Below are 24,168 nucleotides of genomic sequence, written 5' to 3'. Positions count from 1 at the left end.
TCATTTAAGGATTAATGGGCAGCGTCGAGGACGTCAATTTTCCCTAGTTTGTTCAGTTCCCATTCCTTCTGCATATAAAAGATAATTGGTGTTACCAAAAGGATGTGAATGGCCGAAGTGAAAACACCACCAACCATCGGCAATACGATTGGTTTCATCATATCACTTCCCACGCCGTGGCTCCACAGGATGGGTACAAGCCCGAAGAGGGTCACGCAAACCGTCATAATCTTTGGTCTTAATCTTTTGGCTGCACCATGAATGACATATTCACGAAGTTCTTCATTGGTGATGGTCTCCCTTGAGTTGCCATTTTTTGCAATAAGCTGAACCATGGCGTCGTTCAGGTAGATGACCATCACGATTCCGGTTTCCACCGCAAGTCCGAATAGGGCAATAAATCCTACTGCTACTGCTACGGAAAGGTTCACCCCCCAAATCGAAATCATAAAAACGCCCCCGATTAATGCAAAAGGAATACTGATGAGATTAAAAAAAGCTTCGCGGTAAGAATTGAATGCAAAATACATGGAGAGGAAAATCACGACCAATACCAGTGGCATAATCATTTTTAAGGTCTGCTCACCCCGAATCAGGTTTTCATACTGGCCGCTCCATTCCACGAAATAGCCTTTAGGCATTTTGGTGACCATGCTGTTGAGTTTTTTCTGTGCTTCTGCTACGGTACTGCCTAAATCCCGATCACGGACGTTGAACAGAACAGTTCCGCGTAACATGGCATTTTCAGAATTAATCATTGGTGGACCTTCTGTAAGGCGGATGTCCGCCACTGCACTCAGTGGGATGGAACCAAATTCCATGGTCTGCATAGGCAGTCTTCTCAGTGACTCCAGATTATTTCTGAAATCCTGGCCGTACCTGGCGTTTACCGAGAATCGCTGTCGGCCTTCGACGGTGGTGGTTAGTTTCATTCCGCCAAGGGCACTTTCTACGACTGCATTTACATCATCCACGCTTAGCCCGTATCTTCCTACTTCTTCGCGTTTCACTTGAATGTCCACATATTTTCCGCCGGTAATCGGTTCGACATACATGTCCTTGATCCCTTCAATTCCTGTGAGTTCCTTTTTAATCTTTTCTGAAAGGACGGCAATACTGTCCAGGTTCTGTCCGTATACTTTTACGCCCACATCCGTTCTGATCCCGGTTGAAAGCATATTGATTCGGTTGGAAATCGGCATGGTCCAGCCATTGGTTACGCCTGGAATCTGCAGTTTGGCATTCAGCTCATTGATGAGATCATCTTTTGTTTTGCCCTCGCGCCATTCGCTTTGCGGTTTCAACAAAATAATGGTTTCAATCATGGAGATGGGTGAATTATCCGTCGCCGTGTTGGCTCTTCCAGCTTTTCCAAGGACATGATCCACTTCCGGAACTCCTTTAATGATTTTATCCTGCACCTGCAGTAATCTTTTGGCCTCAGAGTTCGAAATATCGGGCAGGGTTACCGGCATAAAGAGCAGGGATCCTTCATCCAAAGGCGGCATAAATTCACGCCCGAGGTTCATAATCATTGGAATACTGATGAGCAGGGCCAAAATATTAATGCCAAGCGTCGTTTTTTTCCATTTCATGCACCATCTGATAAGCGGTTCGTACACCCTTTCCAAGCCCCTGTTTATTGGGTTTTTATTATCGTCCTTAAATTTTCCTTTCATAAAAAAGGAGATCAGCACCGGTGCAAGGGTAAGCACCAGGATTGCATCAACGATCAGGATAAAGGTTTTGGTAAACGCTAGGGGGTGAAAAAGTTTACCTTCCTGCCCCGTCAACATAAATACTGGGAGAAAAGAAACCACGATGATCACTGTTGAAAAAAAGACGCCTCTGGATACCTGTAAGGACGATTTTTCAATAATCTTCATCCTAATATCTTCTGGAATTTTAACGTAACTGTCTTTCTCCTTATCCTTTTTTCTGAATATATTTTTAAACCAGTTGGTCTTCATTGTTATGGGTTTTTATTTTGTTGATGGTTCTGCCAATCCGAAAGATTTTTATACGCATTTTCAGACATAATAATTCCGTTATCTACAATCACCCCGATTGCAAGTGCAATTCCGGTAAGCGACATGATGTTGGATGAAAGTCCAAACGCATTGAGCAGAATAAAGCTGATGGCAATGGTGACCGGAATCTGAATAATGATACTGAATGCACTTCGCCAGTGGAACAGGAACAGAATAACAATGATAGCGACCACGATGATCTCTTCGATCAGCTTGGTTTTGATATTGTCTATTGCCCCTTCAATAAGGGTACTGCGGTCGTACGATGTCTTGAAGGTGACACCTTCAGGGAGTCCTTTTTCAACGTCCTTCATTTTCTCTTTCACATCGTTGATGACCTTATCTGCATTTTCGCCATACCTTGCCACTACGATACCGCCCACAACTTCGCCTTCACCGTCTGCATCAAAAATACCCAGACGCAAATCACCACCCATCTGTACAGAACCAATGTCTTTAACCCGCACAGGAATTCCGTTGTAATTTCCCAAAGCAATTTCTTCGATATCGGCTACGTTCTTGATATAACCCAGGCCGCGAATGATATAGGCCATATCGGCCATCTCAAATTTACGTCCGCCCACATCATTATTGTTGGCTTTCACTTTGTTCATGACATCCATGAGGGATACGTTATAGTACTGGAGTTTTACAGGATCTACAATGAGTTGGTACTGTTTTTCGAAGCCGCCAAAGGAGGCTACTTCCGCCACACCGGGAACCGTCTGAAGCGCAAACTTTACATACCAGTCCTGAAGGGCACGCTGGTCTCCCAAATCCATTTTGGGTGCATCGAAATGATACCAGAAGACGTGACCTACACCGGTGCCATCCGGTCCGAGAGTAGGCGTAACGTCTTGCGGGAGTAAACGCTGGGCATAGTTAAGCCGTTCCATTACCCGGGTTCTGGCCCAGTAAATGTCCACGTTATCTTCGAAAATAACATACACGAAGCTCATCCCAAACATGGAAGAGGCGCGGATGTTCTTAATTTTCGGAATTCCCTGAAGGTTGCTGACCAGCGGGAAAGTCACCTGATCTTCAATGATCTGGGGACTTCTGCCCATCCACTCCGTAAAAACGATGACCTGGTTCTCGCTCAGATCCGGAATGGCATCGATGGGATTGTCCCTTACCGCAAAAATACCCCAGATAAAAAGGCCGATTGCTATCAGCAACACGAAATACCTGTTGCGGAGGGACAGTTTGATTAAATTTTGAATCATGGTTCTGTACGGTTTTACTTAATTTCTTCCTGAACCTCGCCACATGAAAGCATTTCTTTGCCGTAATAAGGATTCTTCACCTCACGTGAATCGCTAAGCCAAAAAGCGCCTTTGTTATCGTTATACATTGGACAAAATACTTTGTACACCGGTTTTGGAGTTCCGAAATCTTTCAGCAGGTCGTAAAAATCTGCACTCATTAAATCCAGATGTTCGCGCTGATGATCAATCTTTCCGGCGTTATCTGCAATGTGCTCGGCGTGTTCCCGGATGCTGGCTTCCAGTTCCGCAAATTCTTTCTTCTGTTCAGCGGAAAAACCGATTTTGTCTATTTTGGGAAAGGACGCCAAGATTCCTTTTGCTGCACTTACCGCTTCCTTATCATCATCACCGGACAACGCGAATGTAAGGTGGGTGTAATGAGAATAAAGCTCCGTGAGGTCAGCGGAAGTTTTTTTTGCTTCGCTTACGGTTACCTCTTTATTCATTTCCATATTGTCCATCGCTGGACTGTCAGACATTGTGCTCATATCGTGTTGCATGGTTGTATCAGTGGTGTTTTTATGTTCTTTGTTTTCTTTGCAGGAAGTAAGTGCAAATGTGCCGATTGCCAAAAGGCTGAATAGTACTGTTTTCATTATTTTATAAGTTTAAAGATTATTTTATTTATTAAAAAAGGTTTCGTAGTTTGTTTTATTTTCGAAGTAAACAACGTTGTCGTTTTTATCCGAGATCGCAATAATAGCAGTGGCTTTATCAATAAGTTTTTTTGATATCGGGTCATAGGCCATGCGGGCATTTTCTTCCTCCGGAATTCTCAGTTGGCAGTTTTCACAGCAGCCGTAATACGTTTTACCTTCGTGCTGTACTTCGAGTTGTTTTTTACCCATATAGGCGTTGTTTACCATACATACCTGATCGTGCGGAACAATATCGCCCGTGGTGAACTTTGCGACCGCGATTTGTGTATTTTCGGCTTTTGAATTGTTGCAGGAAACGAGAAATACCGATGCAAAAGCCAGTATTCCCAAAAGAATATTCTTCATTAAATTATAGGTTAAAGATTGATGATGCGCTTACTTTTCAGGAAGCCGTTAGTGAACATTCGTTTCTTAAAAGTGTGCTTACCATAAACTGGGCAGAAGTGCGACTTTTGAAAGAAAGGGGAGTTCTCAACGGAATTCACCATAAAATAATTCTGGATAAAGTATCAAAACTTTACGACCAAACATATTTTAGGCTGTACAAGGAATGGATTAACCTATTTTAGGGGGTTGCCAGATGGTATGGAACCCACCGGAATACTTAGGGTTGTGATAATAAAAATTAGAATTACTGTCATAGTAACCGAGTACTTCATTTCTGGAATCTTCTAAAAATCTGCTGTCGGATAATACAGTATATTGTGCAGATCCACAAAGATTGCCACTGCAGTTTCCTGAGCAACCTTCCGTTTGGCAATTGTGAGATTTGGGATGACAACATTCATCCTTACAATCGGTACTATCGCAAGACGGTTGCATTGCCGGAAAAGACTGTTTAATGACCGTTTCGGAATGGGAATGAATTGTAGTACAGGATTGTTTAATGTGAGTTTTACTTTGTGACTGGGTTTTAAAAACCTGCTTCTCCTTTTTGCTGCAAGCTAAGGAGATCCCCGGTGCCAGAAATAACGCGAGTGTGAGGGAAAGCAATAGTATTTTAAAATTTCCGTGCATTATAATGTAAAACATTACAAATGTAAGAATTATTTCTGAAGCAATATTCTTTTAACCATGATTTTAATAAAAATGATCTCCAGTCTCAAGGTAAAAAGTCGTCACCTCACTTTCTTCACCGTCTGAAAAGTTACTTTCTCGGAACACTTCTCGAAGGTGATTTCAAAGCGGGGATTTTTTTCAGGATAATGCAAAAGATAATCGGGGCAGGGCTTTTTTTGGGCATTGCTCCTTTCAAAATCTACAAAACCTTTGGTGATGATGCTGTCTTTCAGGAATTTTTCGTCGATATTGAGTGTCTTCATTTCTGTTTGAAAATCTTCAGAATAAGAAAAATCCTTGCTCAGCGTTTCAGCAATAACGCGGCTGTTCGGAAGGTAGCCACTACAGCTTGCCCCTTTCTGATTCAGGATGAAAAAAACAATGAGAAGCCCTGGTACAAGGCCGATGAGGTAGAATTTGAATTTTCTTAACATTAAAAAAGTAATAAGTTGATATCGTGATAAGGCAGCCCGAAGCGGTCGCAGATGATTTTTTTTGTATGACGCCCCTTGTACATGTACAAGCTCTGTTTCATTTCGCTTTTATGCATGAATATATTTTCAATACTTCCTTCTTTGTCGTATCCCAAAAGATAACTCAGGAAGAAATTGGAGATCGCTTTGCTGGTCGTCCGCGGAATTCTCGACGTAAGATTCGGCAGTCCGCAGTGAATAACATCATGTTTTATAAAGTAAGGATCGGTAAGTGTTGTAATTTCCGTAGTTTCTACCAGATTTCCATAATCCACCGTCACGTCGATGATCACACTTCCTTTTTTCATTTTAAGCACCATATCTTCGGTCACCACGGGAACCCGGCTTGCTTCGGGCAAAGCGGCAATCAGTACATCAGCCCGCCGTATGCTTTTCGATAGTTCTTTAGGATCGATAATGGAAGTAGGAACCCTACCGTCAATCATCATGTGAAGCCTGCGAAGTTTGGAAAGCGAATTGTCGAAAACCTTAACACTCGCTCCCAGTCCTAAAGCTGCTTTTACGGCAAATTCACCTACAATTCCGGCTCCGATAATCACGACTTCCGCCGGGCGAACGCCGGTGACTCCACCCAGCATATTGCCGTTAGACAGTGCCAGAAGTTCAGAAGCGTAAAGAACAGAAGCCGTACCTGCAATCTCGCCAATAAGCCTCACCAAAGGCAATTGGCTGTATTCATCGGAAATAAATTCAAAAGCAATAGCGTTGATTTTTTTTTCTGCCAGTTTCAGGAAATAAGAAGCATCGCGAAGATTGATCTGAAGCGCAGAAATAAGATGCGCATTGGGTTTCAGAAAATCAATTTCATCAAACGTCGGCGGATTGATTTTCATCACCAAATTCTGGCCGAATGCTTCTTTAGGATCTGAAGTAATCCGTGCACCGGCATCGGCATACTGCTGATCGGTAAAAAAGGAACCGGAACCCGCTTCAGATTCAATGATGACCTCGTGTCCGTGCTGAACCAACACCTGAACGGCATCGGGAGTGAGACAGGTTCGACGCTCTTCCAGGCACGTTTCTTTCGGAACGCCAATGCTGAACTTCGGTTCTCTCCGAACCACCTCCAGCTTTTCTTCCAAAGGCATCAGTTCTTCCTCCTTGAAAGGGGTGAAAATAGTTCCGCTGCTCATTTTTTTAAATTAAAATCATCAGATACAAAGATACACTATTCAAAAATTATGGTGCGGCTGCCGTCCGAATTTTCAATCGTCATCATGTGATGCGGCAAGTGCTGCAGTTCGTCTTCATAAATCTCCGGCCATTCAATAATACACAAAAAGGCCTGATCCAGATATTCATCCATTCCAATGTCGTACACTTCGCTTACGTCTTTCATCCGATACAGATCAAAATGAAAAATCAAGCCTTTCGGTGTATGATATTCGTTCACAATAGCATACGTGGGCGAAGAAACGTCATCTGAACTTCCCAATGCTTTCAGTAAATACTGCGTGAAGGTTGTTTTTCCTGCGCCCAGATTTCCTTTGAGAAGAAGAACCGGATATTGCAGTTCAGGCAGAACTTCAGCAACAACTTCCTGCCATTCTTCAGGCGACGTAATGGTGAACGTTTTCATAGAATCAGAACGTTTTATTTTCATCCAAAAATAAGGATTTTATGATGGCTTTGGAAACTAATTGTTATTTTTACCCCATGATTTCCAAACAGACCATCGATAAAATTTTCTCCGCCATCCGGGTGGAAGAAATTATTGGTGAATATGTACAACTGAAGCGCGCAGGTTCCAATTTCAAAGGGCTCAGCCCTTTTCAGGACGAGAAAACCCCGAGTTTTGTTGTGTCTCCTTCCAAGCAGATCTGGAAAGATTTTTCTACAGGAAAGGGCGGAACTGCCATTTCATTTTTAATGGAAATCGAAAGCTTTACCTATCCCGAAGCATTGCGGCATGCAGCAAAAAAGTACGGAATTGAAATTGAGGAAACCATTCAGGAACAGACGGAAGAGCAGAAAATGGCGCAGTCTGAACGGGACCAGCTTTATAAAATTCATGAGGTTGCTCAGAGTTTTTTTCAGGAACAACTTCATGAAACCGAAGAAGGCCGGCTGATCGGGCTTTCCTATTTTAAAGAACGCGGCCTTCCGGACGATATTATCCGGAAATTTCAGCTGGGGTATTCTCCGGAAAAAAAGAATGCCTTCACCGAATACGCTCTGGAAAAAGGCTATAGCAAAGAGATTATTGAAAAATCAGGCCTTTCTGTTTTTCCTGAAAACGCATCGTACGGAATCGACAGATTTCGCGAGCGGGTCATCTTTCCGATTCACAGTTTTTCCGGCAGAGTTTTGGGTTTCGGAGGAAGAATTCTGAAGAATAATGCCAAAGCTGCGAAATATTTAAACTCTCCTGAAACCGAAATTTATCACAAATCCAATGTTCTTTACGGATTGAATTTCAGTAAACAGGCCATTTCCAAACAGAATCTCTGTTTGCTGGTGGAAGGGTATATGGACGTGATCGCCCTTCACCAAAACGGAATTCAGAATGTGGTTTCCAGTTCCGGAACCGCGCTGACTACAGAACAAATTAAACTCATCAAACGGCTCACCGAAAATGTCACCATTCTTTTTGATGGCGATGCAGCAGGAATTAAAGCCAGTTTCCGGAGCATTGATATGTTGCTTTCGGAAGGAATGAATATCCGCATCGTATTATTTCCAGATGGAGACGATCCTGACAGTTTTTCCGGAAAACATCCTCAGGAATATGTAGAACAGTATATTGCGGAACAAGCCCGGGATTTCATCGATTTCAAAGCGGAAGTGCTTCTCCAGGAAGCCAACACCGATCCGATCCGAAAAGGAGAAGCGATTCGGGATATTGTAAAATCGGTAGCGTGTGTTCCCAATGCGCTGAAACAGGAAATCTATCTGAAGGAGGTTTCTTCCCGGTTTGGATTAAGCGAACAAAGCCTTTTCAATGAACTGGGTTTACAAAAACAGGTTCAGCAACAGCAGTACAAAAGGGAAGAATCCAGGCCTTCTCCGAAACTTGAAGTAGTTCCCAAACAGGCGATTTCGGTCCAGCCGCTGTTGGTTCTGGAAGAAAAACTGATAGAACTTATGCTGAAATACGGAGCACAAGTGCTGAACAGAGAAACTGAAGACGGCACACCGTACACCATCACCGTGATAGAAGAGGTTCTGGCTCATTTTGAGGAAGACGATTACAAAATACAGTCGCCAATAAATGAAAAAATTATCCGGGAAATACAGGAAGGAATTGAAAAAAATGAACTGCGTTCGGGAAGTTTTTTCTTTACTTTGATGGATGAAGAACTGACCGTGAAAGTAGCCAATGCGCTTTTGGAACCTTATGAAATCAGCGACTGGAGCAAGCATAATATTTTTTTCAGCAAGGAGGAGGAAGTGCTTCCCAAACTCATCAGCGATACCATGATCCGCCATAAAAGGGAATATGTGGTGAGCATGATTCAGGAAATAAAAGAAAGCCTGAAGGCGGAAACCGATAATACCGAACAGTATGTAATGATGATGAAACTGAATGAACTCCGCAAAGAAATGGATGCAGAATTATACAGAATTTTATGACATTTTGACTGTCTTTGAAAGGGGAACAGTTTTTGAAAATCAGAAGATATTAAATAACTTTATATGGACATTAAAAAAGATTTCAGAGATTTCTCTGTAAAACACCTTGGAAACAGCGGCCTTGCCACCGACCAATATATGGGAGCTTTTTCCCCTACGAACCTTACGCCGTACATTATGGAAGAAAGAAGGCTGAATGTTGCCCAAATGGATGTTTTTTCCAGACTGATGATGGACCGCATTATTTTCCTAGGAACCGGAATTGACGATCAGGTCGCTAATATCGTTACGGCACAATTGCTTTTCCTAGAAAGTTCAGATCCGTCAAAAGATATTCAGATTTATATTAATTCTCCGGGAGGAAGTGTATATGCCGGACTTGGAATTTATGATACCATGCAGATCATCAAACCTGATGTAGCCACCATCTGTACCGGAATGGCGGCTTCCATGGGAGCTGTTTTGCTGGTTGCAGGCGAAAAAGGAAAACGTTCCGCACTGAAGCATTCCAGAGTGATGATTCATCAGCCGAGCGGTGGTGCACATGGTGTGGCTTCTGATATGGAAATTAATCTTCGCGAAATGCTTAAATTGAAAAAAGAACTTTATGAAATTCTTGCACAGCATTCCGGGCAAACCTATGAATGGGTAGAAAAAGCGTCGGATCGTGACTATTGGATGACCTCTACTGAAGCCAAAGAAATGGGAATGGTAGATGAAGTTCTGGAAAGAAAAAAAGAGAAATAGAATACTTTATCTGGTATAAAAAAAGAACGCGATTTTGCGTTCTTTTTTTGTTTATAGTATACATTGATATAATGTTAAAATTTCATTTTAATCCCGACACCATCGCCGTTGGTAACAACAAAGTATTCTGTGGCAGGTTTTATGATAAAAGCGGAATTATTTTTAATTTTCTTCATTTTAGAATTTCCCGAAACTTTCATTACCAATCCCGCTCCCATTCCCGCCAATCCAATAATCAACGGAATCGGACTTCCTTTCGCTTCAGCTTTCTGGTTCACTTCATTTACTGTTTGGCTCGAGGATGAAGATAAATTCAGAATACCACCTACCAGAAAACAGGCGCCACCACCCACAAGGAATCCGGTGCCTAACTGACTCAGTTTTTTGGCTTTAATATAATCTGCATTGTTAACAAAGTCATTTTTGATCAGATAACTTTCTGAAGGCTGTGTTATGGCAGGGCTCGCGAGAGTATATTCAGTTTTCGGAACAGAGAATTCACTCCCTGTTTCTTCATCAGAAATACTTTTTATAGAACTGTCGTACAGAAATTCCTCTTTTCCGGTTTCATAATTAAAAAAGGTGACCTTTCCTTTTTCATAAACCAGCTGAGTATAATTTATATTTACATCTGTGGATGTTAATATCCTTCCTTTCGATGAGGTTTTAGGGATATTCGTCTGCGAAAACAAAAGCGTTCCGATGAGAAGCGCTGGGAGAAGAATTACTTTTTTCATGAGAAAATTAAGCGTTAAATCCTTCAATAATCTTTGCGAAATCATCAATATTTAAAGCTGCACCGCCAATCAGGCCGCCGTCAATATCGGGTTGAGAGAAGATTTCTTTCGCATTGTCAGGCTTCACAGAACCGCCGTATAAAATGGAAATTTCATCCGCCACTTCCTGTCCGTATTTTGCAGCGATAAGGCTGCGGATGTGTGCGTGAATTTCCTGCGCCTGTTCAGGAGTTGCCGTTTCTCCGGTTCCGATGGCCCAAACAGGTTCATAAGCGATGACTACCTTTTTAATTTCCTCTGCAGAAAGGGTGAAGAGTGCTGTTTCAGTCTGATTCTTCACGACTTCCAGATGTTTGCCGGATTTTCTTTGTTCCAAAGTTTCGCCGTTGCAATATATTGGAATCATTCCTTTCTCCAGAACTATTTTTATTTTTCTGTTGCAGTGCGAATCGGTTTCGCCGTGGTACTGTCTGCGTTCGCTGTGTCCGATAAGGCTTCCTTCAGCATCGATGGATTCCAGCATATCGGCAGAAATTTCTCCGGTGTAGGCTCCTTTTTCATGTTCACTTACATCTTGGGCAAACACTCCGATTTCATCGTTTTCGTACAGGTCTTTTGCCATCATCAAATAAAGCGACGGCGGAGCAATCCATACTTCGCAGTTCACGGCATTACTTTTTTGATACTCCAGTAACTGAAACATCAGCTGTTGCGCTTCAATAACATTTTTGTTCATTTTCCAGTTTCCGGCTACAATTTTTCTTCTCATTATTTTAAGTTTTTTTACAAATTCGGTTTTTTAATTATTTTATGAATCCAGATTCCAGAGGTTTTTCAACAGCTTGTAAAATCGGTGTTCGTCTTCGCTCACTTCTTCATCTGCTTTGATGAGTGATTTTGCAAAACTGATGAAACTGTCTCTTTCTTCTGCGGTAGAATCGTCCATGAAGCATCTTGCATGAAACTCAAAATGGTCTTTCCATTCCTCAGGTTTCAGGGTCGCAATGGTGTCCAGTTCGTTGTCTAGGTTCATCCGGAAAGGAAATTCCTCAGCCAGATATTCCTGTATTTTCATTCCTTCTTCCGGTGAAAATTCATTGTCAACAGCTGAAAGAATCATGAGAAGATGATAGCCGGCAATGGGTTTATTGGATTTTTGCATAATGTATTTTTTATTCTTATTTATTTAAATAGTCCTGAAGTGATTTTTTATCTTTAATAATTCCTTTTTCGAGCGTCAGCACAAAAGGGTTGCTTCGCGCAATGGTTTTAATGGCAGTTCCGTCCAGCATTGCATTCGGAACATTCGGGAACGTGTCCGGATGTGTCGAAATTCCATAAGAAAAGGGATGGCTCTGAATAACCTGAACCGCCTGCGAAACTTCTTCAGGAGTCAGGGTTTTCGGATGGTAACTGAATACTAAAACAGCTTTTTCAGCTTTTAAAATAGTATCGGTAATATCATTTCCCTGAAGATCTTCAATCCTGAGTTTGCTGATTTCGGAAGCATAACCCTGATGCGTGATTTCGGAGGTTGATTTGTCTTCCTGAATTTCCCAGGGCGTTCCTTCTTCCCAAAAGGTTTTATCGTTCACGTAATCATCTTGATTTACCTTTTTTTCTTCTCCGGTTTTGGTGTTTTTCAGCACATAAAATGTTTTATACACAGAAGGGTTTTCAGCAATTTTTTGTTTTTCCGCATTCAGATTAGTTCCGATTTTATAAGCCCTGAAATCAATCAACGGTTCGTGGCGGATGCCGCTGTATAGGTAGAAAACGGTGATGGCAATGCCTAACCCTAAAATCATTAACCTAAAATTATTTTTTTCTTCAGTTTCCGGTTGTTTACGGGTTGTAAACCAAAGGATCAACAAGCCGATGAGAAGAGCAATGTCTTTCCAAAAACTTTGCCAAGGCGTCATTTTGAGGGCGTCTCCGAAACATCCGCAGTCAGTCACTACATTGAAATAAGCGGAATAAAATGTCAGAAAGCCAAAGAAAACGCAAAGTGCAATTAACAGGATGAGCGTCAATCTTAGCTTAAATTTCAGCAAAAGCATGAGGCCCAGAACGACTTCTACAAAACAGACCAAAATGGCAAGCGGTAATGCGAAGGATTCCAGAAAAGGCATATTGAATACTCCGGGAGAGAAATATTCCTCCAACTTAAAGGAGAAACCGACCGGATCGACTGCCTTTACAAAACCGGAAGCGATAAAGATGAGCGCAATAAGATAACGCAGAATAGTGGTGATCATGGTAAAAGAATTAAGGTGAAACGGATTGTGAAAGATTTTGTATTTCGGTTTCCTCAGAAAACTTGATGAGGCAGAAAACGGCATAGTTCAGCATATCAAAATAGTTGGCATCTATTCCTTCTGAAACTAAAGTTGAACCGGCATTGTCCTCAATCTGTTTGGTTCGCAGGACTTTCTGATAAATCAAATCCGTGATGGAAGAAATCCGCATATCGCGCCAGGCTTCGCCATAATCATGATTTTTTCTTTCCATGAGGTTTTTGGATTCCTGCGCATAATGATCATAAAGTTTCATGATTTCGCTGGGATTTTCATTCAGCGTTTCGCTTAACCCTTTTTCTATCTGAATTAATCCGATAATCGCATAATTTACAATGGCGATAAACTCGGTATGTTCGCTTTCATCCACCATTTTTTTATCCGTCATCTGCAGCGTCCTGATTCGATTCACCTTAATATAAAGCTGATCCGTAATCGAGCTTGGGCGCAAAACCCGCCATGCAGCACCGTAATCTTGCATTTTCTTGCTGAAGAGATCTCGGCATTCCGCAATCACTTTATCGAACTGTACAGAGGTTTTCGTCATAGCTATTCTTGATTTCCAAAGATAACAAATTTGCCCGAAACCGAGGCCGGATCTCCGGTGCGATGACTGCTTTTTCTGTACATTTGTGTCATGATACACCGCATTTCGATGGAACACCGCAATTCTTTCACGCTGAACTGCAACGGCAGGCTCATCAACCTCGACCGTCCGAAAATTATGGGAATTCTGAACCTCACTCCCGATTCTTTTTCGGACGGTGGAAAATTCAATACCGAAAAAGCTGCTTTGCTTCATGCCGAAAAAATGCTGACAGAAGGAGCAGAGATTATCGATATCGGGCCACAGTCTACAAGGCCGAATGCGGAATTTATTGACAGCAACGAAGAAATACGAAGGTTGGGAAAAGTTATTTCTTCCCTTAGAAAAGAGTTTCCGGAAGCGTTAATTTCTGTCGATACTTTTTGGTCTGAAACGGTGCGTTTTGGGTACAATGAAGGAATGGATATTGTAAATGACATTTCAGCTGGACAGTTTGATAAAAAGCTTTTTGAAACCGTATCGCAAACCGGTCTTCCGTATATCCTGATGCACGTAAATCCCGTTTATGAGGAAATGCATGTGAAAAAGAAGTTTGGGAATATTATGGTGGAAATCAATAAATTTCTGTTGGAAAAAAGCCAAAATCTGCTGGAAGTAGGAGTGAAAGATATTATTCTGGATCCAGGTTTCGGTTTCGGGAAAACGGTGGATGACCAGCACAAAATGATTGATGAAACAGAATACATCGGACTCGGTAAATTTCCGGTGCTTATCGGGATCTCCCGCAAATCGTTTATTTACAAACCTCTGGGAAAATCTCCATTGGAAATTTCAGAAGAGACGCAAAAGCTGCATTATAAAGTGCTGAAACAGGGAGCAAAAATACTGAGGGTGCACGATGTGAAAGCTGCCAAAGAAACCGTGAATGCTTTCTTAAAAGAGTAAGTAAGAATTTTATTATTGTTGCGTCAGTTTTTCAGCGTATTCCTTCGCGAATTTTTTCTGATCTTTTGCGAGTTCCGCTTGTGTGGCAGGCAATATATAGTTGAACAGCACTTTGCCGTCATCATCCATAAAAACAATTTCCTTTTCTTCTCCGTCGATCATTTGTGAGAATATTTCCCACATGGAAGTGTCGCGGGTTTTCAGCAAATCAAAGAAAAGGGAGGCTGTAATCTGAATGTTTTTCATGAGTTGATGGTAATGGTAATTTTCTTTTTTCAAGAAAACTAAAGAGCAAAGTTAAAAAATTATTGTGTATCGGGTGAATTTGTTATTTTTACATCATAACTAATAATCTATGAAAATACTTTTACTGAAGATATTTTTGCTATTATTTCCTTTGTTCTCGCTGTTTGGCAGTGCACAACAGAAAGAAATCACCGGTAAAATTATCAACTCCGCAAACGGCGAGGCGTTACCATATGCCAAGGTGTATGTTACCTATGCCGACGGTTCCAAACGTTCTGCCTCCACAGATTTTGATGGATTCTACTCCATTCCTTATGACACTGTTCCCGATTCGCTTGCGGTTTCGCTGGATGGTTTTGAAGGAAAAAGCTTTTTCATCAGAGAAGATTTTCAACCCGAACATCACGTAACCCTTCAAAGAAAGGTTGCTCAGAATAAAAACACCAAAAAAGCTGAAAGAACCCGAGAAAGGCACATTGATGAAGTGGTGATCACCAAGAAAAAGAAGAAATATAAAAATCCCGCTTTTGAGATCATGGAAAAAGTGATCGAACGAAAACCGAGTAACAATCCAGAAAAGTTTGATTCCTATTCGTATGAAAATTACAACCGGATGGAAATTTCGATCAGTAATTTCGGAAAAAAAATGGAAAAAAGGAAAGTGGTGCGCGACATCAAAACCATTATGGAAACTGCCAAAGAAGTGGCCGGAGAGGACGGCAAACCGGTGTTGCCAGTGTTTATTTCAGAAAACCTTTCAGATTATTACTATCAGAAAAGTCCTCATCAGTCTACAGAAATCATAAAAAAAACTAAAATTGAAGGTATCGGGATTGAAGATGGCAGCATGTTTACCCAACTCACCAGTTCTACTTTTGTGAAATACAATTTCTATAACAACAACATCCGGATTCTGGGGAAAGATTTCGTCTCACCAATTAATGATACCTATAAACTGCTGTATGATTATGAACTCGTCAGCAAAAACCACGAAATAGACGGAGAACGGTATTATCTCCTGAATTTTAAACCTAAAAGGGAGTCTGATCTCGCTTTTATGGGCAGCATGCTCATCAATCATGGCACGTATTCGCTTTTCAGAATAGATGCGGAAATTATGCCGACAGCCAACATCAATTTTATCCATTCCCTGAAAATTCAGCAAGAAATGATGCGGCTTCCGGAAGAGGACAACTGGCTTCCGGGAAAAACCAGAGTATTTCTGGAAACAGCCAGACCGGGAAAAGAAAGTGTTGCCGTTTTTCTGAAATATTATTCTTCTATTAAAGATCCGGTCATCAATCAGCCCATTAATAAGGAGGTTTTTGAGAAAGAAATAGTGGTCTTGGAAAATGCGACAACAGAGGATGAAGCCTATTGGGAACAGAACAGGCACAGCACGATGACCGCAGCTGAGAAAAAAATGTACGGCATGATCAAAGAAGTGAAAAACCTTCCGTCGCTGCGCACGTATCTGGATGTGATCGAGGTTTTGCTGAACGGATATTATAAAGTCGGGAACATCAGTATTGGTCCGTATCTGTACACTTTGGGTTATAATGATGTGGAAGGACTGCGGCTGAGGGCAGGATTTAAAACCAATCAACATTTCAGCAAAAAATGGATTTTCGGAGGATATCTGAGTTATGGTTTTAAAGATGAAAAACTGAAATACGGCGTTCATGCAGATTATATTATTTCCCGTGAACCATGGATTCAGGCAGGAGTGAACTACGCTCACGATCTGGGACAGGTGGCATTCCAGTACGAAGACTTTTCTGTGCGAATGAACAATATTTTCAATGCATTTACCAAAAATGGAAAAATGAGCGTGCGGCGGCCATTTTGGGAAGATCAGTATCAAGCGTATTTTAAAATGGATGTGCTGAATTCACTGACGCAGAAAATAACTTTTAAACATGCTACCTTCGATCCGCTTTTTGATTTTGCCTATCACGATCCTGAACAGGGAATAATGAATGATTACAAAACGTCAGAATTAATAGCGGAAACCGTCTGGAGACCGGGAAGAAGAATTTTGCAGCGGGCGAATAACACGCAGCTCAACCTGAAAGACAATATTTACAATCCACTCGTTACTTTCCGGTATCACCGAGGAATCAAAGGTGTGCTGGACAGCGATTTTGATTATAATAAATTCACGTTGAATGTGCAGCAGACTGTTCCCATGGGAATTCTCGGAAGGGGAGAATATTCCTTAACCGGCGGTTATATTCCGGGGCAACTGCCATATCCGCTTTTGGAAAATCATTTGGGAAATGATTTCATGTTTTACAACAAATATGCATTCAACATGATGCGGTTTTTTGAATTCACCAGCAACAGGTACGCGTCTTTTCAATATATCCAGAATCTGGAAGGCCTTATTACCAACAGTCTTCCGCTGATCAGGAAATTACACTGGCGGAATCATGTTACTTTCAATTACCTTATCGGGTCGCTGGATCCGAAAATGATGGCCGGCAACAGCATCGGACACAATTATTTTCAGGGATTGCAGGGAAAACCGTATATGGAAGTAGGATACGGAGTTTCTAATATCTTCAGATTTCTTCGGGTAGACTTTATTCACAGGCTTACGCATCTGAATCCGCTGCCGGACGGAAGAGTACCGCCCAAATTCGGGGTTACCTTGTCGGCTCACATCAAGCTTTAGAAACCGAGCATTTGGAGTTTAATCTGGAAACCGATATTATCAATAAATTTCGGATGGGCATAATGTCCGATTCTGTAAAAGAAACCGAGATTGAATCCAGTGTTGAAAATATTATTATACTCGAACCCGATTTCCTGATAAAGACGATCCAGTTTTTCAAACTCAAATTGATGATCGCTCATATTTTTGAAATCACCGATGATGCCTTTGTAAAGAATATCAATGCTGGACGATTTCTTGCCTAAAAACCTGAAGTTCCAAGGAAGTCGATGGGTGAGATAATAGCCTACAAAACGGTCATTAAAATATTTCGCCGAAGGCATGGTAGCAAATCCCAGATACGTAGTGAAATTCACACGATTAATGAGTTTCTGATGTTCAAAGTGATCGAGTCCGCCCATTTCAAAAGTATTGTAAATAGGAACTTTTCCTTCCTGCAATCCTGCGTAAATCCGCGTTCCTGTTGTGCCTAAGGTAGTTTTGATAATCTGAAGATACAACAGATCCAGACGGTGATAATCGAACTCACCGCCCAGAAGTTTCATCCCTTTTTCGTAATTAAAATACACTTCCGGATAGCCCTGTTCATACGTATATTTTCCTGCGGGAGTCATAATATTTTTTGAAAAAGGAGAATATTTCAAGGTCAGAATACTTCCAAAATCCTGAAAATGATTAGGGTAATTCAAATATTGATATTCAAACTTCGATTCCAGTTCCTGCTTTCTCGCCGTGATTCTCATGGTGAGGGCATTCGTAAGATCGTTTTCATAGGAGAGGCGGAATTGTTTCGAAGAAAAATACCGTCCGTTGTTCACATCTACACCGGCATTCTGAATCCGCATATTCGTCGTCCACAAATATTGATTGAATTTTCCAGTGGAGATGACATCATCCATATATTCTATCCTGAAGAGTGAGTTTTTCTTCAGTGTGGTGCGGATATCGGTCGCGATTCCAAATTTCCATTTTCTGTCTTTGAAGCCATAGGCAAAATAACCTTCGGGTGAAATATACTTGTGGAAATGTTCATTCAGTTTGGCACCTGCGCCCAAACGCACACCTTCGTAATTATTGAAACTGAACAGGCGGATAATGTCGAGATCCACTTTCCCGAGCCTCAGGTAACCTCGCAATAAATTGGTCACGATGGCCACTCTTCTGTCAATTTTAAATTTCTGGCCGATGCTGTCTATTTTCACATAGGTATTCATTTCACGTTCGGAAAGCGGATCTCTGCGGAACTCATCCAGCGAAGTGCCGTCGCTGTTCTGCACCGAATAAGTGTAACCCGCAAAATCGCCGGAGCGGAATTCTACAGGGCTTTCAAAATCGAAATATTCATTGTGCAGATAGGCATAGTTTCCGAACCGCTTTCTCAAAGTTTTTTCTTTGCCGTTTTCATCCTGAATTTTAGCGATGTCATACCTTTGATAGCCGAGATTGATTTTCATCTTTTCTTCTTTCAGAAACCATTTGCCGTACATCGGAATCCATGTGGAACTGATGCTGCCCTCCGTAGCTTTGGTGGCATTTCTTTCAATCTTTTTTATCGCATAGCTGTCACGGTCGATATAAATATACCCGTTGAACCGCCTTCTCTTTTGGGCATTTTTGTCAGATTTTTCCCGGAAGAGAATCACGTAGTTCTCCCGTCCGTCAATATCAATACTATCGGTCAGGTAATAGCGGTACAGCCCTTCATTGTCGGTGTTCACTTCCTTTGGAATTTTGTTCAGATGCGATCGCAAAGTGATGAGTTCATAAATAGGCTGCTGCAGGCCGGAAATCCTGTTGTCTAGCAGATTTACCTTCTCGCCGTACTTTTTGGAATAGAGGTGTTGCATGGCTCTTTCCCACATGAACATCTGGCTTTCTTTCAACACATTCTGAAACTGAACCTCCATCAGGGAATCTTTTTTCTGCTTCTCGGTCTGTACAGGGATTTCCTTCATTTTCAAAGAATCCTGATATGCCGTAATGAACTTATTATAAATGTCCAGGGAATCCTTATCCAGATCCACAGCGAGTTTCTGAAAAGAACTGAACCGGTACGAAGGCAGCGAAAGAGGAGAATTCTCCTGAAAACGCTGGTTTACTTTTTTCAGAATTGACAAAGCGTTCGGATCACTTTTATCGTTGATAACGACTTCTTCTATTTCCGAAGCCATTCTGTTTTTTTTCATCAGAAACACCTCGGCATGGTCTTCCGTCATCGTGGTTCGCTCTTCCTGATACTCTTCATGGCGCACGGTGATTTCGCGGCATGTGCCTTCAAATTCAAGCACGCCCAAGGTATTGGTTTTCCCCAACAGCTTTCCCTGGCACAGCACCGAGGCTCCGGAAACGGGAAGTTGTGAATATTCGTCGGCAACAGTAATTTTCTGTTGCGCATGAAACACACTGAAAGCCAGCATGAATACAAGAACTATATACGGGCGTATCTGCATAAAAAGATTATAAGCGATCAGGAATCAAAATTAAATAAAAATCCCTCGCTCGCAAGAGCTGAGGGAAAATATATGGACGAGGCAGATCATAGCTAATAAATCAGCTTTTTCACATACTGAAAGTAGTTTCATCTTAAGCTAATAAATAAATTTACAGCTCCATCGCTCTGGCAACAGCTTGATCTATTCCTGCCAGGTTTTTTCCGCCTGCTGTGGCAAAGCCGGGATTTCCGCCGCCGCCGCCCTGGATTTCCTTGGCCAGTTCTTTCACAATGTTTCCGGCGTGGTATTGCCCTTCCAGATCGGGTGAAACGCCCACGGTAATCATCGGTTTTTCGCCGGCATCAGAAATAATCACCGTAATGGAATTCGAAACTTCTTTTTTCAGCTGAAATACAATGTCCTTTACGCTTCCGGCTTCCAGAGATACTTTTTTCACGAGAAGTTTTTTGCCATTCTGTTCTGTAAAATCATTTTTCCAGTTGGCAGTTTCGCTTTGGGCTTTCTCTTTTTTCAAAGATTCCACTTCTGCTTTCAGTGCAGCATTTTCGGACAATAACTTTTCTACCGATTTCGCCAAGTCTTTGGATTTCAATACCCGCGAAAGTTCAGCCAGTTGTGTTTCCAGATTTTTAAAATATTCTGCAGATTTGTCTCCGGAAATGGCTTCTATTCTCCGGATTCCTGCGGCTGTAGAAGATTCTGAAATGATTTTAAAATGACCGATTTCTCCGGTAGATTTCACGTGGGTGCCGCCGCAAAGTTCTCTGGAAGTTCCGAACTGAATCATGCGGACGGAATCGCCGTATTTTTCGCCGAAAAGCGCCAGTGCTCCGCGCTCCATCGCTTCCGCAATGGGAATGCTTCGGTGCTCTTCCAGCACAATATTTTCCTTTATTTTAGCATTTACTTTTTCTTCTACTAACGCCAGTTCCTGCTCAGTCATTTTGGAGAAATGCGAGAAATCGAACCGCAGATATTCCGGGCCAACAAACGAACCCTTCTGTTCCACGTGCGTTCCCAGAACTTCGCGCAGGGCTTCGTGAAGCAAATGCGTCACCGAGTGATTGGCCTGGGTGTTCCGCCGGTTTTTCGCCTCTACTTTGGCATAGAAAACCGCCCCTGCATCTTTCGGCAGTTCGTTGATCAGAGAGACGATCAGATTGTTTTCTTTTTTGGTATCCAGCACCTGAATCACATCGGGATTGTCTTTTATATTGTACATATCCGGCTGCGAAATATCGAAATGTGGAGCATAGCTTGGTATCAGTACACCGGTATCGCCGATTTGTCCGCCGCCCTCGGGATAGAACGGCGATTGTGAAAGAACGATCTGATAAAATTCGCCGTCTTTATTTTCAATTTTGCGGTATCTAGTAATGTAAGTTTCGGCAGCCATCTGATCATATCCGACGAAAGTTTCAGGTCTTTCTTCCAGTACCACCCAGTCGTACACCTTCGCTGCCGAATCTTTTTTGGATCGTTGTTTCTGTTTTGCCATTTCAGCTTCGAAGCCCTGTTCGTCCACCGTTAGCTGTTTTTCTTCAGCAATAATTCTGGAAAGGTCGGCGGGGAATCCGAAAGTATCGTAGAGTTCAAAAACCTGTTCGCCGGGAAGGTCCTTTTGGCCTTTTTTAAGAGTTTCATTGATGATGTTGTCCAGTCGAACCAAGCCGGTTTCAATGGTTCTTAAAAATGAATTTTCTTCTTCTTTGATGACTTCAGAAACTAGGGTACGCTGCTTCCTGATTTCCGGGAAAAATCCGCCCATTTGGTTGTTCAGCACCTCTACCAACTGATAAAGGAAGGGTTCTTTCATTCCTAAGAAGCGATAGGAATAAGAAATAGCTCGCCTAAGAATTCTTCGGATCACGTATCCTGCACCTCCGTTGGAAGGCAGTTGTCCGTCTGCAATAGCAAAGGAAACTCCTCGGATATGATCTACCACCACGCGGATGGCAATATCTTTTTCGTCTTCTAAAATTCCGGTATATTTTTTTCCTGAAAGCGCTTCTACTTTTGCAATAAGCGGTGTGAAAACATCCGTGTCATAGTTGGAGGATTTTCCCTGAAGTGCCATACACAGGCGCTCGAAGCCCATTCCGGTGTCCACGTGTTGTGCAGGAAGCCTCTCAAGGCTGCCATCCGCTTTCCGGTTGAACTCCATGAAAACGAGGTTCCATATTTCCACTACCTGAGGATGGTCGTTGTTCACCAGATCCAGGCCGGAGATTTGTGCTTTTTCTTCGGCTGTCCGCAAATCTACGTGTATTTCTGAGCAAGGCCCGCAAGGCCCGCTGTCGCCCATTTCCCAGAAATTGTCTTTTTTATTTCCGTTGATGATGCGGCTTTCGTCAATATGTTCTTTCCAGAAATTATACGCTTCCTGATCGCGCTCCAGATTTTCGGACGCATCGCCTTCAAAAATAGTGACGTAAATATTCTCCTTGGGAATTCCGTACACTTCGGTCAGCAGTTCCCATGCCCAGCTTATAGCTTCTTTCTTGAAATAATCTCCGAAAGACCAGTTGCCCAGCATTTCGAACATGGTGTGGTGATAGGTATCGCGTCCTACATCGTCCAGATCGTTGTGTTTGCCCGAAACTCTAAGGCATTTCTGTGTATCGGAAATCCGTGGCGATTTCGGGGTTTTGTAACCCAGGAAATAATCCTTGAACTGCGTCATTCCCGAGTTCGAGAACATGAGGGTAGGGTCATCTTTCAGCACAATGGGTGCGGAAGGGACGATAAGGTGTTCTTTACTTTCAAAAAAATCTAAAAACTGCTGGCGGATCTGTTGTGAAGTCATATTCTTTTTGCTTGAGGCCTGAAGTCGGTTGCCGAAGTCAGATAAGGTGCAAATTTAGGGAAATTTAGTGATAATTTTATTCGTTTTTCGTGAATCTAAAAAGCATGTTGAACACTATTTCGGTATTCAATATTGATAAAATCAAACTTTAAATGAAAATTTAAAATGACAGGAACGTTGGGAGAGAACCAAAACCGCATACTTTTTGCAACAGAATTTATATCTTTAAGTAATCTTTCTAAATAAATTCAATGAAAATCACAGATCTTGCGCTGGAATTGGGCGTATCTACTTACAGCATCAAACAGTTTATTGAGGATTTCGATCTGGAACTTTCGGAATGTCTGTATCCGAATATGGAGGTGAAAGATGATTTCCTGAGGTTTGCCCGCGAAAACAGAAAATTTCTCCTGAAATATGAAAAAGATCTTACTGAGGAAAAAACATGCAGCCAGATTGCGGAACAAATCAATCAGCCGGTTGAAAAAGTAGAAGCGCTGATCAGAAAACAAAAGCCGAATCTTTTCGAAAACGGAATGTACAAATCGTCTGTCTCCAGTTATGGTATAGATCATGATCTGGGTGGAAATTACAAATTTGTTTATGATTATTTCGGAAATAAAACGCCTTTGTCTCAACGGGATTTCATCGGATACCGCGATTTGTTTTTTTATATTACCGACATGCTGAATCCCTTTATTGATGAACAACAGGCGAAAGATTGGGGAATTTACAAACCCGCCGGAATTATCCTGTACGGGCCGAAAGGAAGCGGAAAAATTTTCTGGGCTCGTAAAATCGCAGAAATTATCAACTACGAATTTCGGGAAGTGAAAAATTCTTATCTGGGAACGTCATTTATCAACGGAAAAAAAGCAGATTTCAATGATTTTCTAACGGCGATGATGAAGGAGAAAAAAGTACTTCTGTTTTTGGAGGACTTTCATAAAATCGCCAAAGACCGGTCGCCCAATCAGAATCAGATCACTGAAAATGAAGATACCAAAGATATTATTCTCCACAGTATTCATCGTTTTGTGAACGAAGATCTGCTGATGGTGGTTGCCGCAGATAATCTTCTCGGGATGGATAGCGAAGTTTTCGCACCCGGAAGATTCGATGTCAAAATCCCGGTGTTCCCACCCAATCAGGATGAAAGGGCTCAAATGATTCTCCGCTATCTTACCCATCATCTGGAAGAAGACGCTGTTCTGATGAAAATACTGGAATACAATGAAGCTGATCATAAACCGTTCTGGACTGAATATTCTTCCAAGATGAAACTTTTCAGCAATACGATGGTGATTGATTTTACGCAAAGTGTGAAAAAACGCCTCCGCAATCATTACCTGAAAGTAAAAACGCATCAGTTCAAAATCGAAAAATCTCTCCTGGAACACAGCCTTATCGAAGCCGCAACTAAGCTTACTGATGAATATCTGAACTCGGTACAGCAATTTATTTTTGAAGTTTCCGCGAATGATTACGATGCTTTTACCAAAAGAATAGAAAAACTGAAACACGAACTGGAAACTTACAAAGTAGTGGAAATGCCAAGACGACAGATCGGCTTTCATCACAATTAATACGTTTAGTTGCAGGTCTTCTCCATTTATAAATAAGAATGCGG

The 24,168-nt window shown here is 41.9% G+C and carries 20 protein-coding genes; 5 read left to right on the top strand and 15 right to left on the bottom strand.

Annotated elements, in window-relative coordinates:
• Window positions 1–11 precede the first annotated feature (11 nt).
• From DQ356_RS11395 to tsaE, 7 genes are all read right to left on the bottom strand, one after another.
• Window positions 12–1,970 carry an efflux RND transporter permease subunit gene (locus tag DQ356_RS11395; RefSeq protein WP_114302924.1) on the bottom strand — a complete coding sequence of 653 codons (1,959 nt, stop codon included), beginning with the start codon at window positions 1,968–1,970 and terminating at the stop codon, window positions 12–14.
• A 2-nt stretch (window positions 1,971–1,972) separates the two neighbouring features.
• Window positions 1,973–3,256, bottom strand: coding sequence for an efflux RND transporter permease subunit (locus DQ356_RS11390; RefSeq protein ID WP_089819482.1), 1,284 nt, complete (start codon window positions 3,254–3,256; stop codon window positions 1,973–1,975).
• A gap of 14 nt (window positions 3,257–3,270) precedes the next feature.
• Window positions 3,271–3,894, bottom strand: coding sequence for a DUF3347 domain-containing protein (locus DQ356_RS02640; RefSeq protein WP_114302923.1), 624 nt, complete (start codon window positions 3,892–3,894; stop codon window positions 3,271–3,273).
• Between the two features lie 24 nt (window positions 3,895–3,918).
• Complete coding sequence (locus DQ356_RS02635) at window positions 3,919–4,302, bottom strand: hypothetical protein (RefSeq protein ID WP_114302922.1); 384 nt, start codon at window positions 4,300–4,302, stop codon at window positions 3,919–3,921.
• 773 nt (window positions 4,303–5,075) lie between these two features.
• Window positions 5,076–5,450, bottom strand: coding sequence for a hypothetical protein (locus DQ356_RS02625; RefSeq protein WP_114302920.1), 375 nt, complete (start codon window positions 5,448–5,450; stop codon window positions 5,076–5,078).
• Window positions 5,450–6,643, bottom strand: coding sequence for an alanine dehydrogenase (locus DQ356_RS02620; protein ID WP_114302919.1), 1,194 nt, complete (start codon window positions 6,641–6,643; stop codon window positions 5,450–5,452). The genes DQ356_RS02625 and DQ356_RS02620 overlap by 1 nt, the downstream gene beginning before the upstream one ends.
• A gap of 35 nt (window positions 6,644–6,678) precedes the next feature.
• Entirely contained in the window at window positions 6,679–7,113 is a 435-nt protein-coding gene (tsaE, locus tag DQ356_RS02615) for a tRNA (adenosine(37)-N6)-threonylcarbamoyltransferase complex ATPase subunit type 1 TsaE (protein ID WP_228420609.1), read from the bottom strand.
• 53 nt (window positions 7,114–7,166) lie between these two features.
• On the opposite strand from tsaE, the gene dnaG reads away from it, so the two are divergent.
• Complete coding sequence (gene dnaG, locus DQ356_RS02610) at window positions 7,167–9,083, top strand: DNA primase (RefSeq protein ID WP_114303140.1); 1,917 nt, start codon at window positions 7,167–7,169, stop codon at window positions 9,081–9,083.
• A 63-nt stretch (window positions 9,084–9,146) separates the two neighbouring features.
• Complete coding sequence (gene clpP, locus DQ356_RS02605) at window positions 9,147–9,830, top strand: ATP-dependent Clp endopeptidase proteolytic subunit ClpP (protein WP_114302918.1); 684 nt, start codon at window positions 9,147–9,149, stop codon at window positions 9,828–9,830.
• Between the two features lie 74 nt (window positions 9,831–9,904).
• Here the strand turns inward: clpP and DQ356_RS02600 are convergent, their stop codons facing one another.
• From DQ356_RS02600 to DQ356_RS02580, 5 genes are read right to left on the bottom strand one after another with little or no spacing between them, the layout of a single operon-like run.
• Entirely contained in the window at window positions 9,905–10,567 is a 663-nt protein-coding gene (locus DQ356_RS02600) for a hypothetical protein (protein WP_126723223.1), read from the bottom strand.
• Window positions 10,568–10,574: 7 nt separating this feature from the next.
• On the bottom strand, window positions 10,575–11,336 hold the full coding sequence (tpiA, locus tag DQ356_RS02595) for a triose-phosphate isomerase (protein ID WP_114302916.1): 762 nt from the start codon (window positions 11,334–11,336) through the stop codon (window positions 10,575–10,577).
• A 39-nt stretch (window positions 11,337–11,375) separates the two neighbouring features.
• Window positions 11,376–11,729: a tellurite resistance TerB family protein gene (locus DQ356_RS02590; protein WP_114302915.1), complete on the bottom strand. Its 354-nt coding sequence runs from the start codon at window positions 11,727–11,729 to the stop codon at window positions 11,376–11,378.
• A gap of 16 nt (window positions 11,730–11,745) precedes the next feature.
• A complete protein-coding gene (locus DQ356_RS02585) occupies window positions 11,746–12,825 on the bottom strand; it encodes a BT_3928 family protein (protein WP_114302914.1) in 1,080 nt (359 codons plus the stop codon).
• A gap of 10 nt (window positions 12,826–12,835) precedes the next feature.
• Window positions 12,836–13,411 (bottom strand): DUF1599 domain-containing protein, encoded by a 576-nt coding sequence (locus DQ356_RS02580; RefSeq protein ID WP_114302913.1) that lies wholly within the window; start codon window positions 13,409–13,411, stop codon window positions 12,836–12,838.
• A 90-nt stretch (window positions 13,412–13,501) separates the two neighbouring features.
• On the opposite strand from DQ356_RS02580, the gene folP reads away from it, so the two are divergent.
• Window positions 13,502–14,356 carry a dihydropteroate synthase gene (gene folP, locus DQ356_RS02575; protein ID WP_228420605.1) on the top strand — a complete coding sequence of 285 codons (855 nt, stop codon included), beginning with the start codon at window positions 13,502–13,504 and terminating at the stop codon, window positions 14,354–14,356.
• A gap of 12 nt (window positions 14,357–14,368) precedes the next feature.
• Here folP and DQ356_RS02570 read toward each other — a convergent pair whose 3' ends face one another.
• The gene (locus DQ356_RS02570; RefSeq protein WP_114303138.1) at window positions 14,369–14,602 is read right to left on the bottom strand and encodes a hypothetical protein; all 234 of its coding nucleotides are present in this window, start codon (window positions 14,600–14,602) and stop codon (window positions 14,369–14,371) included.
• Between the two features lie 109 nt (window positions 14,603–14,711).
• Between DQ356_RS02570 and DQ356_RS02565 the strand changes: the two genes are divergently transcribed.
• Window positions 14,712–17,279, top strand: coding sequence for a DUF5686 family protein (locus DQ356_RS02565; protein WP_114302912.1), 2,568 nt, complete (start codon window positions 14,712–14,714; stop codon window positions 17,277–17,279).
• Here the strand turns inward: DQ356_RS02565 and DQ356_RS02560 are convergent.
• Both DQ356_RS02560 and alaS read right to left on the bottom strand, forming a co-directional pair.
• Entirely contained in the window at window positions 17,276–19,729 is a 2,454-nt protein-coding gene (locus tag DQ356_RS02560; RefSeq protein WP_126723222.1) for a DUF5686 family protein, read from the bottom strand. The genes DQ356_RS02565 and DQ356_RS02560 overlap by 4 nt on opposite strands.
• Before the next feature lie 151 nt (window positions 19,730–19,880).
• The gene (gene alaS / locus DQ356_RS02555; RefSeq protein ID WP_114302910.1) at window positions 19,881–22,538 is read right to left on the bottom strand and encodes an alanine--tRNA ligase; all 2,658 of its coding nucleotides are present in this window, start codon (window positions 22,536–22,538) and stop codon (window positions 19,881–19,883) included.
• A gap of 251 nt (window positions 22,539–22,789) precedes the next feature.
• On the opposite strand from alaS, the gene DQ356_RS02550 reads away from it, so the two are divergent.
• On the top strand, window positions 22,790–24,124 hold the full coding sequence (locus DQ356_RS02550; protein ID WP_114302909.1) for an AAA family ATPase: 1,335 nt from the start codon (window positions 22,790–22,792) through the stop codon (window positions 24,122–24,124).
• The last annotated feature ends 44 nt before the right edge of the window (window positions 24,125–24,168 follow it).

Source organism: Chryseobacterium lacus (assembly GCF_003336205.1).
Taxonomy (GTDB): domain Bacteria; phylum Bacteroidota; class Bacteroidia; order Flavobacteriales; family Weeksellaceae; genus Chryseobacterium_A; species Chryseobacterium_A lacus.
The sequence above is the reverse complement of the archived record's forward strand: the minus strand, read 5'-3'. Positions and strand labels throughout refer to the sequence as shown.

Coding starts and splice junctions, on each gene's coding strand:
- DQ356_RS11395 (WP_114302924.1), bottom strand. CDS start 1,970: ATGAAGACCAACTGGTTTAAAAATATATTCAGAAAAAAGGATAAGGAG.
- DQ356_RS11390 (WP_089819482.1), bottom strand. CDS start 3,256: ATGATTCAAAATTTAATCAAACTGTCCCTCCGCAACAGGTATTTCGTG.
- DQ356_RS02640 (WP_114302923.1), bottom strand. CDS start 3,894: ATGAAAACAGTACTATTCAGCCTTTTGGCAATCGGCACATTTGCACTT.
- DQ356_RS02635 (WP_114302922.1), bottom strand. CDS start 4,302: ATGAAGAATATTCTTTTGGGAATACTGGCTTTTGCATCGGTATTTCTC.
- DQ356_RS02625 (WP_114302920.1), bottom strand. CDS start 5,450: ATGTTAAGAAAATTCAAATTCTACCTCATCGGCCTTGTACCAGGGCTT.
- DQ356_RS02620 (WP_114302919.1), bottom strand. CDS start 6,643: ATGAGCAGCGGAACTATTTTCACCCCTTTCAAGGAGGAAGAACTGATG.
- tsaE (WP_228420609.1), bottom strand. CDS start 7,113: ATGAAAATAAAACGTTCTGATTCTATGAAAACGTTCACCATTACGTCG.
- dnaG (WP_114303140.1), top strand. CDS start 7,167: ATGATTTCCAAACAGACCATCGATAAAATTTTCTCCGCCATCCGGGTG.
- clpP (WP_114302918.1), top strand. CDS start 9,147: ATGGACATTAAAAAAGATTTCAGAGATTTCTCTGTAAAACACCTTGGA.
- DQ356_RS02600 (WP_126723223.1), bottom strand. CDS start 10,567: ATGAAAAAAGTAATTCTTCTCCCAGCGCTTCTCATCGGAACGCTTTTG.
- tpiA (WP_114302916.1), bottom strand. CDS start 11,336: ATGAGAAGAAAAATTGTAGCCGGAAACTGGAAAATGAACAAAAATGTT.
- DQ356_RS02590 (WP_114302915.1), bottom strand. CDS start 11,729: ATGCAAAAATCCAATAAACCCATTGCCGGCTATCATCTTCTCATGATT.
- DQ356_RS02585 (WP_114302914.1), bottom strand. CDS start 12,825: ATGATCACCACTATTCTGCGTTATCTTATTGCGCTCATCTTTATCGCT.
- DQ356_RS02580 (WP_114302913.1), bottom strand. CDS start 13,411: ATGACGAAAACCTCTGTACAGTTCGATAAAGTGATTGCGGAATGCCGA.
- folP (WP_228420605.1), top strand. CDS start 13,502: ATGATACACCGCATTTCGATGGAACACCGCAATTCTTTCACGCTGAAC.
- DQ356_RS02570 (WP_114303138.1), bottom strand. CDS start 14,602: ATGAAAAACATTCAGATTACAGCCTCCCTTTTCTTTGATTTGCTGAAA.
- DQ356_RS02565 (WP_114302912.1), top strand. CDS start 14,712: ATGAAAATACTTTTACTGAAGATATTTTTGCTATTATTTCCTTTGTTC.
- DQ356_RS02560 (WP_126723222.1), bottom strand. CDS start 19,729: ATGCAGATACGCCCGTATATAGTTCTTGTATTCATGCTGGCTTTCAGT.
- alaS (WP_114302910.1), bottom strand. CDS start 22,538: ATGACTTCACAACAGATCCGCCAGCAGTTTTTAGATTTTTTTGAAAGT.
- DQ356_RS02550 (WP_114302909.1), top strand. CDS start 22,790: ATGAAAATCACAGATCTTGCGCTGGAATTGGGCGTATCTACTTACAGC.